The following is a 13,615-nucleotide window of genomic DNA, read 5'->3' as shown; positions in this document are numbered from 1 at the left end:
TATTTTAGAGTAAATACTTTAAATCTGTGTAAAAAACGATTACTATATCGTTATTGAGCGTCATCGATGAGTAGGTGGCACTTGAGTCTTGTTGAATTTAGCTTCTCCCCAAAAGAGCTAATTTTTTTAACCGGTGACATTATGTCGTCGGTTTTTTTTTGCTTAATATTCACCGTCTAGTACCAATATACCGTTATATTCAAACCTTAAGCACAAAAAAGCCGCTGAGTGAATTAACTCAACGGCTGTATTAAAGCGGTTTACGCTATCAGTTATTCTTTATCTTGTTCTGCTTGCTGCTCAGCTTCAGTCAACCAGCTGGGATTGCACCACTCGTTTAAAATACCTAAGACTTTAGGTTTTCCAGTGCCTTTTAATGATGAGAAAGGCTCAACTTTTACCCAGTCACCAAATTCAGCCAGCTCTTTGCGCACGGCATTAACCGTTTTCATTTTGACATTTTGAGCAAGTTTATCGGATTTAGTCAGTAATGCTAAAACTGGAATTTCACTTAATACCGCCCACTCAATCATTTGCATATCTAAATCTTTTAACGGATGTCGAATATCCATCAACACAACGACACCGCTTAGACAGGCGCGCTCTTGCAAATATTCACCTAAGGCTTTTTGCCATTTATTCTTCATCGCTAAAGGTACCTTAGCAAAACCATAGCCAGGTAAATCGACTAAGCGACGGTTTTCATCTAACTCAAAAACGTTAATCAGTTGAGTTCGCCCAGGGGTTTTACTGGTTCTCGCTAAGTTTTTTTGCTCAGTAAGTGCATTTAAAGCACTAGACTTACCCGCATTTGAGCGGCCAGCAAACGCAATTTCTACTCCAGTATCACCAGGCAAGTACTGATCGAGATGTGCAATGTCTGGCGCACTAATTAAAAACTTGGTTTTTCGAAAATCTATACGCGTTTCTGACACGATTTACTCCAATAATTTTTAGGTAATACCTTAATTATGTAAGATTTGCTTACTTTTCCACATTTTCGTGTAAAATATTAGCCTGATCACAGTTTGTAGATTTTACCACGCTTGCGGGTCTTCCTAGTAAGCTCAGGACAATAAATTAAACAAGAAGTTGGAACGCCATGAAAAAGTTAGCTCTTGCGCTGTCTGTATTTGCCGCTATATCAACGCCTGCAATCGCTGAAGGTGATGTGGAAGCGGGTAAAACTAAATCAGTTATGTGTTCTGCCTGTCACGGTGTTGACGGTAACAGCATTGCTCCTATATGGCCTAAATTGGCCGGACAGCACGCATCTTATCTAGAAAAACAATTACATGATTTCCAAGCGGCAGCGAAAAGCGGCGGCAAAGAAGGTCGTAATGATCCTACCATGACTGGCATGTCATTGCCTTTATCTGAACAAGATATTAAAGATGTTTCTGCTTATTACGCAAGCCAAACTCAAACGGTAGCTGATGTGGCCAATGTGCCAGCCGAAGGTGAGGCTTTATATAAAGGTGGAGACATGGCTCGTGGCATTACTTCATGTATGGCTTGTCATGGACCAGACGGAAAAGGCGGTGAGCTAGCAGGCTTCCCTGCGATTGGTGGTCAGCATGCTGATTACATCAAGATTCAGTTAACCAAATTCCGTGATACAAGTCGTAACAATGATTTAAATGGCATGATGCAGGATGTGTCTAAAAAGTTATCTGACAGTGACATTGAAGTTTTATCTCAATACATTTCAAGCCTTAAGTAATTTTTTATTCATAAATTGATGAAGCTAAAAGGGTGATTATTCACCCTTTTTTATTACTCAATGTTTACGTTTACGTAAACTTATCAATATTCACGCTTGACAGAGATCACGCTTTTAGGGTTAAATAGCCCCGTACCGAGATGAACCCAACTGTGAGAACAAAAATATTAATTCTACTTCACAGATTTCGGATACGTTTACATTTAAGATATAAGAATAAAATTAATAAATAACAATAATATAAATAAGACCACTCACTAATAATAATAAGAGTCGTGATTTCAGCTTGAAATCCAGGTCATACAGAATTTGTAAGGAACAGACCTTATTGGTCGATACGCTTAAATAGCACTCCCTTACGCAACAGAGATAGAACCCCATAAGGACACTACTTTAAGGATTAAAGTAGCAGCATAGGAAGCTAATTTGCTTAGGATGCACTTGCGGAGGCTTGTTTATCACTGGAAGGTACTTTTAAACACGGATTGTTTACTCATGTCATTGAAGACAACTAAGGATATTGATGAGTCATTGAAGACCATCTACGGAAGCTGTGGTCAGGACGGCAACAGGATATAAAAAAAGTGTCATTGAAGACCGATAACAACTAAAAATGCACGGAAAGCTCTAAAAATAAGATGGATACTGACCGGGATAGTCACATAGCAAGTATGGATACTTGGAATCAAAATTTGGTGCGATAAGCACTATCTTTCAAGGTGGCAGTTTACTGCCACCTTTTTTATTTCTTATTTTCAAAAAATCTGCTATTGATTGATAATTATCATCTTTGTTGGGTCGCTTCTTATATCAATGATTAAATGCCCGTTGTGCAGCAATGCTGCTGAGTTTTTTATTCAAGACAAAAAAAGAGCATTTTATACCTGCTCTGACTGCCATCTAGTCTTTGCAAACCCACAATCATATCTAATGCCTGCAGCGTTAAAACAACGCTATGGCAGAGCCAATAAAGCCTCAAAGCAAAAACAGCTTGTTCAATTCATCCAACCTTTACTTACCCAAATTAGCGCTCAGCAACATGGGCCATTAACTGGCCTTAATTTTGGCCGAGTATTGGACAGTAATAGTTTAGATAAAATAGAACATGCAGGACACTGTCTTTATCAATACGACCCATTTATAAAAATTGATCAGCATATATTTAATCGCCAGTATGATTTCATTTGTTGCTATCGAGTACTTGAGCATTTTCAACAACCCGCTAAAGAGTGGGCTTTATTATCTAGCTTATTAAAAGAAGGCGGCTGGTTAGCAATCAGCACCTCACTGCTAACTGATTTAAGCCTTTTTTCGAAGTGGCATTTTAAAAACAATCCCAGCCACGTGAGCTTCTATAGCCAACAAACTTTCGAGTATTTGGCACAAAATAGCGAATTTAAGCTATTATTTGCAGCTAAAGAGCTCGTATTGATGCAAAAAACATCAAAGTCTGATATAAAGCGCATCCTTATTTAGTGCGAGGTGGCTCATACCCATCTAGCCAAATTTATACAACTACATGAGATCACCGATGGCTCGTAGCAAAAAATCGCGCAAGGGCGGCGAAAATGGCCCTAAACAAGCACCAAGAGTCAAAAAATCTGAGCGTAAAGCCATTGGCGGCAAAAAAACAGAAAGCGGCCGTAAGTCTGGCAGTCGTCATAATGAAGCGCTAATTAAAAAGCAATCACCGCATATTAAAACGACGAAAAATAACGATCCTCGCCATGGCAGTAAAAAGCCTGTTGCGTTAAATATTGCGCCTGTCGCAGAAAAAGCCGAAGCAAAAGTAAAACAGCCAAAGCTAACAGATGAGCAAAAATTACTTAAGCTTGAAGAAGACCCAAGATTTAACCAATTACTGGACTTATTAGAAGAAGGTAAAAACCTATCCGCTGACGATCAAAAGTGGTTAGATGGTCAACTTTCTAAAATTGAAGCCTTAATGGAAAAATTGGGTATTTCAGATGCAGAAGAACTTCCGCCTCAAACAGGTAAAGTGGCATCTGATGATGATTTATATGATCGCTTTGAAACAGGTGCCGATGTCTTAAAAGACTACCAGTCATAAGAGTGTTTTAGATGGCATGCTTTAGTCGGCATGCCATTTTTATATCTTGCATAGTGAATAAGTTAATAAGGATAGTTTGTGTCTAGCATTGTTATTGTTATCGCCGTTGTTATTGTAGTTCTATTAGCGTGTTACGCAGTTTTCCTATTAAGCAAACTCAACAAACAGCAAAAAGTAGCACAAGCGGCCAAGCAGCAACGTTTAAACGATGCCAAACAAAAAAAGCAGAAAGTATTGGATGATATTAAATATATCGCTTCAGCAATGCTTGAAGAACGATGTGAGCCTTCAGAGGGTGTCATGCGTATCGCTAAATTATTTGAAGCATTATCCATGTCTGAACAAATGGCTGTTGAGTTCCCGAGCATTTTTGAGCATTACGACTGCATCAAAGCGCATCCGATTAAAGAAGAGCGTAAGGCATTAGCCAAACAACAGCGAATGAAGCTAGATTTAGCGCGGATGAAATCTGAAGCTAAACTGGAACAAGGCATACTGGATGATGCAAAAAAAATCACACAATTTCATTTCGTGCATTAGAGTTTATTAACGACTAAGACCTCTATTTGATAACAAGTCTCATTATTATCAATAAGTTAATATGAGGCAGGTTTCTGCCCCAAGTGCGTAGCTAAGGCTGTGAGCCATTGCACAAATTCACAAAACTTCACAGCTTTCTGGCTAAATATGGCCTTTCTAGCAACATCAAGTTTCAAATTTACAACGTAGTTCAAGGTTTTTTGTCAAAGATGGCTGCATACTTCGTCTATTGCTAATTTACTCGGAGGACGCGCCTTGAAGCAGCCCACACAAATAAGTTGGGATCAGTCGATGATCGAAAAATATAACTACAGTGGTCCACGCTATACGTCGTATCCAACGGCATTAGAGTTTGATGATACTTTTACTGAGCAAAACCTACTATCTGCTATCGAAACCAGTAAAAGCGATAAGCTGTCTTTATATATTCACATCCCCTTCTGCGCCAAGCTTTGTTATTACTGTGGATGTAATAAAGTCATTACTCGTCATGCTCATAAGGCTGATCAGTATATTGAATATCTTGCCAGCGAAATCATAAAACGCGCTCCTTTATTCAAACACTACACCGTGACTCAAATGCACTGGGGTGGCGGTACACCGACATTCTTAAACCCAGAGCAAATCTTAACCCTGTCTAAATTAATAAAAAGTCACTTTAACTTTGCTGATGAAGGCGAGTTCTCAATTGAAGTCGATCCACGTGAAATCGAACTATCGATGTTGGATACACTTAAAGAAGCTGGCTTTAATCGTATTTCTATTGGTGTTCAAGACTTCAATAAAAAAGTACAAGTTGCTGTTAACCGTGAGCAAGATGAGAAATTCATTTTTGACCTAATGGCTAAAGCAAAAGACATGGGGTTTGTGTCTACTAATGCCGATTTAATTTACGGCTTACCACATCAAACACCAGAAACTTTCGCTGAAACAATTCAGCGTGTTATTGAGCTATCACCTGATCGTTTATCAATCTTTAACTATGCTCATTTACCGTCTCGTTTTGCAGCACAGCGTAAAATTAAAGATGAAGACATGGCATCGCCACAGCAAAAGCTCGACATGCTGCACCAAACCATTGAATCATTGACCTCTGCAGGTTATCAGTTCATTGGCATGGATCACTTTGCTAAGCCTGACGACGAGTTATCTAAGCTACAAAACGAAGGTAAGCTTCACCGAAATTTCCAAGGTTATACAACGCAAGAAGAGTGTGACTTGCTGGGCTTAGGTGTTTCTTCAATCAGCCAGATTGGTGATTGTTACGCTCAAAACCAGAAAGATATTCGCCCTTACTACGAGTCAATTGATGAAACTGGTCATGCATTGTGGAAAGGCTGTAGCTTAAATCGTGATGACGAAATTCGCCGTGTCGTCATTAAGCAAATGATCTGTCACTTCGATTTAGATTTAACTAAAATTGAACAGCAATTTGACTTGAACTTTGAAGAATACTTTGCAGAAGACTTAAAGCTGCTACAAACCTTCATCGATGACAAACTGGTTGATATTACTGATCGTAAACTAACAATTAGCCCTACAGGCCGTTTATTAATTCGTAATATTTGTATGTGTTTTGATGTTTATTATCGTCAAAAAGCACGTCAACAACAGTTCTCACGTGTTATCTAATACACGGAAATGAAAACAAAAAACCGCTGATTTCAGCGGTTTTTTATTATCTAAACATTCATTATTTTTTTGATGCGTATAGTGCTTTTCTTTCACTGTCTGATAGAAATGCCATTTCAACGCCATTACGTTGTACTTGGGCAATTTGCTCATCAGATAGGTTAAGTTCAGACTTAGCAATACGATATTCATGCTGAATGTCAATATTGCTCACACCAGGGTCATCGGTATTGAGTCCAATCAATACACCCGCATCTAAGAATTGCGTAAATGGGTGAGCATCATAATCAGCCACTGTAGAAGTATGTAAATTACTGGTAGGGCAAGATTCAATACCTATTGAGTGTTTAACCAAATACTCCATCAACTTAGGATCATGAATAGCATTTACACCATGCCCTATCCTAGTCGCACCTAGCTCTTGAATCGCTTGCCACATGCTCTCTGCACCAGCAGCTTCACCAGCATGTGCTGTAATCTGTAAGCCTGCATCACGGACTAATTTAAAATGTTCATTAAATAAGTCACCAGGGAAACCCAATTCATCTCCGGCTAAATCCATACCAACTAATGCATCACGGTGAGCAAGCAGACCTTCAAGCTCTAAGCGGCATTTTTCTTGACCAAACGAACGCGACATAATGCCAATAAGGTTAACTTTAACATCGTGCTCCTTCACACCAGCTTTGACACCATCAATGACAGCCTCAACCACACCTTCAATCGGTAAATTGTGATTCATTGCCATATAATACGGGCTAAAGCGTAACTCGGTGTAATCTAATCCTGATATCGCTGCATCTGCGACATTTTCATATGCGACACGTTTGACTGCATCTAAGTCCGCTAATACAGCTACCATCCAATCCAGCTTTTTTAAAAAAGCGACTAAGCTGTTTTCCTTACCTTGGATCTGAACAAACGGAGCAAGAGCTTCTAACGTTTGTGCAGGCAGCTTAATTCCATGCTGATGTCCGAGTTCCCAAATGGTATTGACTCTAACGTTGCCATCTAAATGACGATGCAAATCAACTAATGGAATGGATGTATTGATCATTATTAACCCCTATTAATTTTTTAAGCTAAATCTGTTTTCTTTATAATGAACATCTAGCATGGCGAAGTTTAACACGCCTCCACAAAAAAATGACGTTTTAATCGCCTAAATAGTACAATCAGTAACAAATATTTCCGCCTGAATCGCTAGCGTGCTAACTGTTGAATTGTTATGTTGTAACTGAGAAATTTAACCCAAAATTCAAAGTCTACATAGGGATACAACATGCGTAAGCTAATCTTGCCCGCGATAATCATGCTGTCAATAACTGGCTGTAAAATGACCACTGGCTCAAAAGCCCAATATTATCTTGGCGATAATTACAAAAGTGAAGAAGTCGCAAGCGAAACGCAAAATGTCTCAGCCAGTAAAAAAGTTGAAGACATGGATCTTCAATCAATTATAGATAAAGCCTGGCAAGTTAACTTAGATTTTTCTCCTCAGCTCGCTTATTCACTTGGTGATGAATCCAAAGCTTCACAACTACCCGACCTGTCGCCTGAGACACTGGCAGCCAAAAACATACGTCAGCAAGAACTCCTGTCATCTTTAAAGCAACTTGACCAAAACACGCTATCTGCAACAGGTAAGATAAATGCACAGTTGCTACAATACCAACTGCAAAATGAGGTTGATTTATACCGTTATAAAGATCATTACCTACCAATCACCGCAGAAAGTGGTTTCCATGCATATGTCGCATCTATGGCTAATGCCACATTCAACACAACTCAAGATTATGAAAACTACTTAACCAAATTAGCAGCGTTATCAAATTACTTTGCTCAACAGACCTTTTGGCTAAAACAAGGGCTAAGTAGTGGCATTACACCAGCTAAAGCGACCTTAACAGGATTCGAAGATAGCATTAGCGCATACATTGTGCCTGTAGAGCAAAGTCGATACTTCAAACCATTTATCCAATTTCCAAGTCACTTTACTGCAGAGCAAAAAGCGAAACTTGAGAAAAAAGGCAAACAAGTGGTCAGTGAACAAGTGCTCCCCTTGTATCAGCAGTTTTTTGACTTTATGACGCAAGAATATATCCCGAATGCGCGAACCTCGATTGCTGCTAACGATCTACCTAATGGCAAATCTTTTTATCAAAACAGAGTTGCTTACTACACAACTCTTGATATGACAGCTGATGAAGTACACGCGCTCGGTCTTGAGGAAGTCGCGAGAATCAAAGCGGAAATGGAACAAGTGATATCAGATGTTGAGTTTGAAGGCAGCTTCGCTGACTTCCTACACTTTTTACGTACAGATCCTCAGTTCTATCCCAAAACGGCAGAAGAGCTATTAAAAGAAGCGGCATATATTGCCAAAAAAGCCGATGCCGTATTGCCTAAATACTTCGCAACGCTACCCCGCACGCCTTATGGTATTAAACCAGTACCTGCCGAAATAGCACCTAAGTACACAACAGGTCGCTACTCTGGCTCCAATAGAGACGATGAGCCAGGCTATTATTGGGTCAATACCTATGCCTTAGATAAACGTCCACTTTATGAAATGGAAGCACTCACTTTACACGAAGCTGTACCGGGTCATCATCTGCAAATATCATTAAACAAAGAGCTAACTGATTTACCTAACTTCAGACGATACAGTTATATCTCTGCATTTGGTGAAGGTTGGGGTTTATACTCTGAATATCTCGGCCTTGAAGCAGGTTTTTATCAAGACCCGTATAGTAATTTTGGCCGTTTAACATATGAAATGTGGCGCGCTGCAAGACTTGTCGTCGATACTGGCATGCATGCTAAAGGTTGGACAAGACAAGAAGCCATTGACTTTATGGCAAGTAATACTGCGCTATCAATGCACAATGTGACCACAGAGATCGACCGTTATATTTCATGGCCAGGACAAGCATTATCATACAAAATCGGTGAGCTCACGATTAAGCGTTTACGCAATAAAGCTGAAGAAGCATTAGGCGAAGACTTCGATATCCGATTATTTCACGATGCGTTACTAGAAAATGGTTCAATCACCATGGAAATTTTAGAGCAAAAAGTAAATGAGTTTATAGCGGAACAACAGAAACAAGCTTAACTAAGTCAACGCTATATTGACTGGTTCTCTAAACCAGTCAATATAGCAAGTTTCCTCGCAACACATCACTTTCACTAAAATATCATCTGTTAGTTTGCTACACTGCCCCAATCTTATATCGATATATTCTCAGATAACCAAAGGTGAGTGATTTGTATTTTTCGTCAGAACAACAACTCAATAGCGATCAACAACAAGCATTCTGGCAAACAGTCACGCAATCCACCATGATCAAAGAGAACATCTCCATCGCCTATGCTCATGTTAATCACCCACATAGTCGCAAAGCGATTGTAATAAGCAGTGGCCGAGTTGAAAGCTATTTGAAGTACAAAGAACTAATGTTCGATCTTTATCAACAAGGCTTTAGTTTATATATTCTCGATCATAGAGGTCAGGGGCTTTCAACTCGAACAACCACCAACAAGCATCAAGGGCATATTAATAAATTCCAAACATACATTGATGATCTAAATGACTTCGTTGAGCAAGTGGTTAAGCCCCAAGCGCACCAAGATTTATATTTAGTTGGCCATTCAATGGGGGGAACAATTGGAACCTTATATATGCAGCAACATCCGACAGTATTTAATGCTGCTGTGTTTTCCGCCCCCATGTATGGAATAAAGTTGCCATTTAATAAGGCTTTCATCCGCTCATTGGCAACACTATTAGATACTTACAATGAAAAACAACCAAATAAACAGCCTAACTACGTACTCGGCGGTACCAATTACCAAGCAGTAGAGTTCGAAAAAAACCATCTGACACATAGTCAAGCAAGGTACCAACAGATTTTAGATGTGTTTGCTCAACACCCTGAAATTCAACTAGGCTCACCCACTAATCATTGGTTACTTGAAGCAATTGATGCCGCAGAGCGCGCAATAAATGCAGCAGCATTAAGCATTAAGCCAATCCTGATACTCCAAGCGCTAGATGATGAAATTGTTGATAACATGGCGCAAAATAGAGCTGAGAATAACCTTTGCCAGATAAAAAGGATTGCTAACTGTCGCCATGAAGTCTTTGTCGAAGCAGATGAGGCACGCAACCAAGCACTACGTAGCTTAGTCACTTTTTTAAATCAGTATTGAATTTAGGCACTAAGACAAGGCATTAAAAGGCACCTTCCAAACCACACTTAAGGTCAACTCTGACTCTAGAAGGTGTTTTATGTCCTGTTGAGTTAGCGGTCGGCTAATCACATATCCTTGGAATAGATTACTCTTCAGCTGACTGAGTGTGGTTAATTGCTGTCGGTCTTCAATTTGTTTTACCACGACAGGGTAGTTAAGCTCTGTAGTCATATTAACCAATGAGGTGAATATGTTTCTCGAGTCTTCAGAAATCGTAATATCGTTGATATAACTCGCTGCAAACTTAACTTGTGAAAAATGGATCCCATGTAAACGATATAACGGACACAATCCTGAGCCAAAGTCATCCAAAGCGACTCTGACACCTAAACGTTGCAACGTTTGTATTTTAGCTTTCGCCGTCACTGGATTAATCGAAAAGATATCCTCTGACAACTCCAATTGAATATATTCCGGTTTTACACCTCTAGACTCAATTTTTGATTGGATAACACTGACAAACATATCTTGATGAAAGTGCCTCGAGGAAATATTGATCGAAAAACAAGGACAAGAAAGTTCTGTATTGTGCAAGCTATCGATGAAACGACACACTTCATCTAACATCCATAATTCAAGCTCAAAAATAGAGTTAGACAGCTCTGCGACTGGAATAAACTGCTTAGGACTAATGTAACCGAACTCAGGATGATGCCAACGCATCAGTACTTCGACACTTTCTGTATTACCATCAATATCAACAACAGGTTGATACACTAAAGACATTTGATTGAGCTTAATGGCTTTCTTTAATTCTTGATGAAGCTTTTGAGGTTCATGATGACTTCCATCTAGCTGCAGACTATGTAACACACAACTGTTATTGGGACTCTCAATTGCTTTACCTAAAGCAGTATCAGCCCTAGATAATAACTGACTCGGGTCTAAAGACTCCTTACCATCAAATACCACCATGCCGATTTGAGTAAAAACAGAAAAGTCTTGTCCTGAGAGATTAAAGCTTCGTCCAACAACTTGCCTGACTTCACTCGCTAACGCTAAAGCCCGTTTGTTAGCATGTTCTAAGTTCGCTCCTAAGTTTTTAGCTGCAATAACAAACTCATCATCACCTAAGCGGCTCAATAAGCAACTTCCTGCAAAAGACCCCGCTAATCGTGCTGATATCTGCATTAATAATCTGTCACTCAATTGCTCGCCAACAGCTTCATTAACCAGCTTAATATTGCTTAAATTAATTAGCATCATAGTGCAATACTGACCAGACTTACGTGCATAAGCCTGTAAATCAAATAGTTCATTTGCTAATGCTTCACGGTCTTTAATATCAGACACACCAGCATGGCTTTGGCGCTCTACAGTAATTTTTTGATTTTGCAGCTCTGCAGTGACATCAGTAATAGACCCAATCATTCGAATCGGATTACCTTTGTCATCCCACTGAATAATCTGTCCTTTGTCCAGCACCCATATGTACTCGTTACTTTTATTGAGTAACCGATGAACACTCTCATAGTGATCGGTTTTATTAGCTAAGCATTGCTCAATAGCGCGTAGTACAGTGTTTTTCTCATCTGGGTGCAGTCTAGATTCCCACGCGTCATAATTATTTGTAACTTCATTCGTCTCATAACCTAATATTTCTTTCCAATTATCAGATAAGAAGACCTCATTCGTCTGGGTATTCCAATCCCATATGCCATTATTATTAGCACTGATTGAATACAGCCAACGCTGCTCAGAGTTTGTCACCTTTTGGTTATTATCTTGAATTAGCTTTTCGGCATGTAATAACGATTCGCCAAGGTTATACACCTCTTCAACTAGACAATTAATTCTTGTGTTATCTGGTTTAGATTGCAGAACATTTTTTGCTCTTGTAGTTAATTGCTTTACCGGTCTAACTAATAACCAATATAAAGCCCAACAGAAAAATACGACAAGTAAGCCACCTGCTCCCCAAATGAAAACAAAGCGCTTTTGTAACTGATCTGATGCGTCAGCAATAAGTGAAGAAATATCATATTCTAGATAAATCACATCTACAGCACTTGAGTAGCTGTAGTTAGAAGATGTATTAATAGGGTAATAAGCTTGAATTGATAAACGGTCTTTATTGACCTTGATAAAAGACTCACCATCGGCAACAACTTGTTGATGAATATCGTTTGAGTAACCTTCAACAACATTCTGCGCATCACTTTCTCGCCAAATTACATGGTTAGCAAACTTGATCCTACTAGAAGCATCAAGAATGACATACACCATCATATGGCTATCAGTAGAAACTAAGGATACTTCTTGCTCAATTCTCGAAATATCTTGTACAGACAGGGCAGACTCTACCACATGGATCATTCTAAATAGATCTTTCTGAATCTGTTTAGACTCTCTTGCTGCGACCTCTGAACGTAATTCATCTCTCTCATAGTAAAATTCTCCGCTAACTAATAATAAGTACAGAGAACATAAGAAAAATGGCACTAAGAACGATAGTGAAAAAGAAGGTCGCTTTGGCAAATGTACACCGTTAGTTGTTAATAAGAATGTATCGCATTGATAACATACTAAAGACAAACACAATCAACAACTATAAAAACGACTTTAACCAAAACATAATACATTTGTCTGATTATTAAGGGATATTAACGCTCTTCCAGCATTTTTATACACTAATTAATTAGCTGTTAGATAAAAACACAAATAAGAAATTTCGTTTTCTTAAGTGACACATTGTGAGGAAAAATCTACCAGTGCTCATAATGAGCTCACACAAAAATGAGAATAACTTTCTCAACAACCTGCCTCAATGATCAAACACAAAAAAGCCCGTTACGTGAGTAACGAGCTATCTGCTCTCTTAAAAGAGAAATTAGGCACTTAGCAATGACCTACTTTCACATTGGCATATCAAACACACTATCAGCAGTTGATGTGTCTAAACTTAAGCTATAGCTTTGTTTCCGAGGATGTATTCTTAAACTACAGACACAAAAAAGCCCGTTACGTAAGTAACGAGCTATCTGCTCTCAATTAAGAGAAATTAGGCGCTTGGCAATGACCAACATTTACATGGGCATATCAAACAAACTATCAGAAGTTGATGAGTCTAAAATTGAGCTTTAGCTTCGTTCCTGAGCATGTTTATCTTAAATTACAGACACAAAAAAGCCCATTACGTGAGTAACGGACTATCTACTCTCTTAAAAGAGAAATTAGGCGCTTGGCAATGACCTACTTTTACATGGGCATATCGTCCACACTGTCTTTAGTTGCACTCAATTCACTTAACAATCAGACACAAAAAAGCCCGTTACGTCAGTAACGGGCTATCTGCTCTCAATTAAGAGAAATTAGGCGCTTGGCGATGACCTACTTTCACATGGGGAGACCCCACACTATCATCGGCGCGATTGCGTTTCACTACTGAGTTC

10 protein-coding genes are annotated in these 13,615 nt (G+C 39.1%); 7 read left to right on the top strand and 3 right to left on the bottom strand.

Annotation, left to right across the window (positions count from 1 at the left end):
- Positions 1-272: 272 nt before the first annotated feature.
- Positions 273-935, bottom strand: coding sequence for a ribosome biogenesis GTP-binding protein YihA/YsxC (yihA, locus tag AN944_RS16890; protein WP_055025820.1), 663 nt, complete (start codon positions 933-935; stop codon positions 273-275).
- A gap of 167 nt (positions 936-1,102) precedes the next feature.
- On the opposite strand from yihA, the gene AN944_RS16885 reads away from it, so the two are divergent.
- The 5 genes from AN944_RS16885 (at position 1,103) to hemN (ending at position 5,966) form a co-directional block, all read left to right on the top strand.
- On the top strand, positions 1,103-1,723 hold the full coding sequence (locus AN944_RS16885; RefSeq protein WP_055025819.1) for a cytochrome c: 621 nt from the start codon (positions 1,103-1,105) through the stop codon (positions 1,721-1,723).
- 813 nt (positions 1,724-2,536) lie between these two features.
- Positions 2,537-3,199, top strand: a complete 663-nt coding sequence (locus tag AN944_RS16880; RefSeq protein WP_055025818.1) for a methyltransferase domain-containing protein — start codon at positions 2,537-2,539, stop codon at positions 3,197-3,199.
- 55 nt (positions 3,200-3,254) lie between these two features.
- On the top strand, positions 3,255-3,794 hold the full coding sequence (yihI, locus tag AN944_RS16875) for a Der GTPase-activating protein YihI (protein ID WP_055025817.1): 540 nt from the start codon (positions 3,255-3,257) through the stop codon (positions 3,792-3,794).
- Positions 3,795-3,872: 78 nt separating this feature from the next.
- Positions 3,873-4,334, top strand: coding sequence for a DUF2489 domain-containing protein (locus AN944_RS16870; RefSeq protein ID WP_055025816.1), 462 nt, complete (start codon positions 3,873-3,875; stop codon positions 4,332-4,334).
- Between the two features lie 255 nt (positions 4,335-4,589).
- Positions 4,590-5,966, top strand: a complete 1,377-nt coding sequence (gene hemN, locus AN944_RS16865) for an oxygen-independent coproporphyrinogen III oxidase (protein WP_080914512.1) — start codon at positions 4,590-4,592, stop codon at positions 5,964-5,966.
- A gap of 61 nt (positions 5,967-6,027) precedes the next feature.
- Here the strand turns inward: hemN and add are convergent, their stop codons facing one another.
- Positions 6,028-7,023 (bottom strand): adenosine deaminase, encoded by a 996-nt coding sequence (gene add, locus AN944_RS16860; protein ID WP_055025814.1) that lies wholly within the window; start codon positions 7,021-7,023, stop codon positions 6,028-6,030.
- A gap of 225 nt (positions 7,024-7,248) precedes the next feature.
- On the opposite strand from add, the gene AN944_RS16855 reads away from it, so the two are divergent.
- Together AN944_RS16855 and AN944_RS16850 are read left to right on the top strand one after the other, a co-directional pair.
- Entirely contained in the window at positions 7,249-9,084 is a 1,836-nt protein-coding gene (locus AN944_RS16855) for a DUF885 family protein (protein ID WP_055025813.1), read from the top strand.
- 152 nt (positions 9,085-9,236) lie between these two features.
- Complete coding sequence (locus AN944_RS16850; protein ID WP_235530984.1) at positions 9,237-10,181, top strand: alpha/beta fold hydrolase; 945 nt, start codon at positions 9,237-9,239, stop codon at positions 10,179-10,181.
- Between the two features lie 9 nt (positions 10,182-10,190).
- Here AN944_RS16850 and AN944_RS16845 read toward each other — a convergent pair whose 3' ends face one another.
- The gene (locus AN944_RS16845) at positions 10,191-12,701 is read right to left on the bottom strand and encodes a bifunctional diguanylate cyclase/phosphodiesterase (RefSeq protein WP_055025811.1); all 2,511 of its coding nucleotides are present in this window, start codon (positions 12,699-12,701) and stop codon (positions 10,191-10,193) included.
- Positions 12,702-13,615 lie beyond the last annotated feature (914 nt).

Source organism: Shewanella sp. P1-14-1, assembly GCF_001401775.1.
In the GTDB taxonomy this organism is placed as follows: domain Bacteria; phylum Pseudomonadota; class Gammaproteobacteria; order Enterobacterales; family Shewanellaceae; genus Shewanella; species Shewanella japonica.
Note: the sequence above shows the minus strand (reverse complement) of the source record. Positions and strands in the feature narration are given on the sequence as shown.

Coding starts and splice junctions, on each gene's coding strand:
- AN944_RS16885 (WP_055025819.1), top strand. CDS start 1,103: ATGAAAAAGTTAGCTCTTGCGCTGTCTGTATTTGCCGCTATATCAACG.
- AN944_RS16880 (WP_055025818.1), top strand. CDS start 2,537: ATGATTAAATGCCCGTTGTGCAGCAATGCTGCTGAGTTTTTTATTCAA.
- yihI (WP_055025817.1), top strand. CDS start 3,255: ATGGCTCGTAGCAAAAAATCGCGCAAGGGCGGCGAAAATGGCCCTAAA.
- add (WP_055025814.1), bottom strand. CDS start 7,023: ATGATCAATACATCCATTCCATTAGTTGATTTGCATCGTCATTTAGAT.
- AN944_RS16855 (WP_055025813.1), top strand. CDS start 7,249: ATGCGTAAGCTAATCTTGCCCGCGATAATCATGCTGTCAATAACTGGC.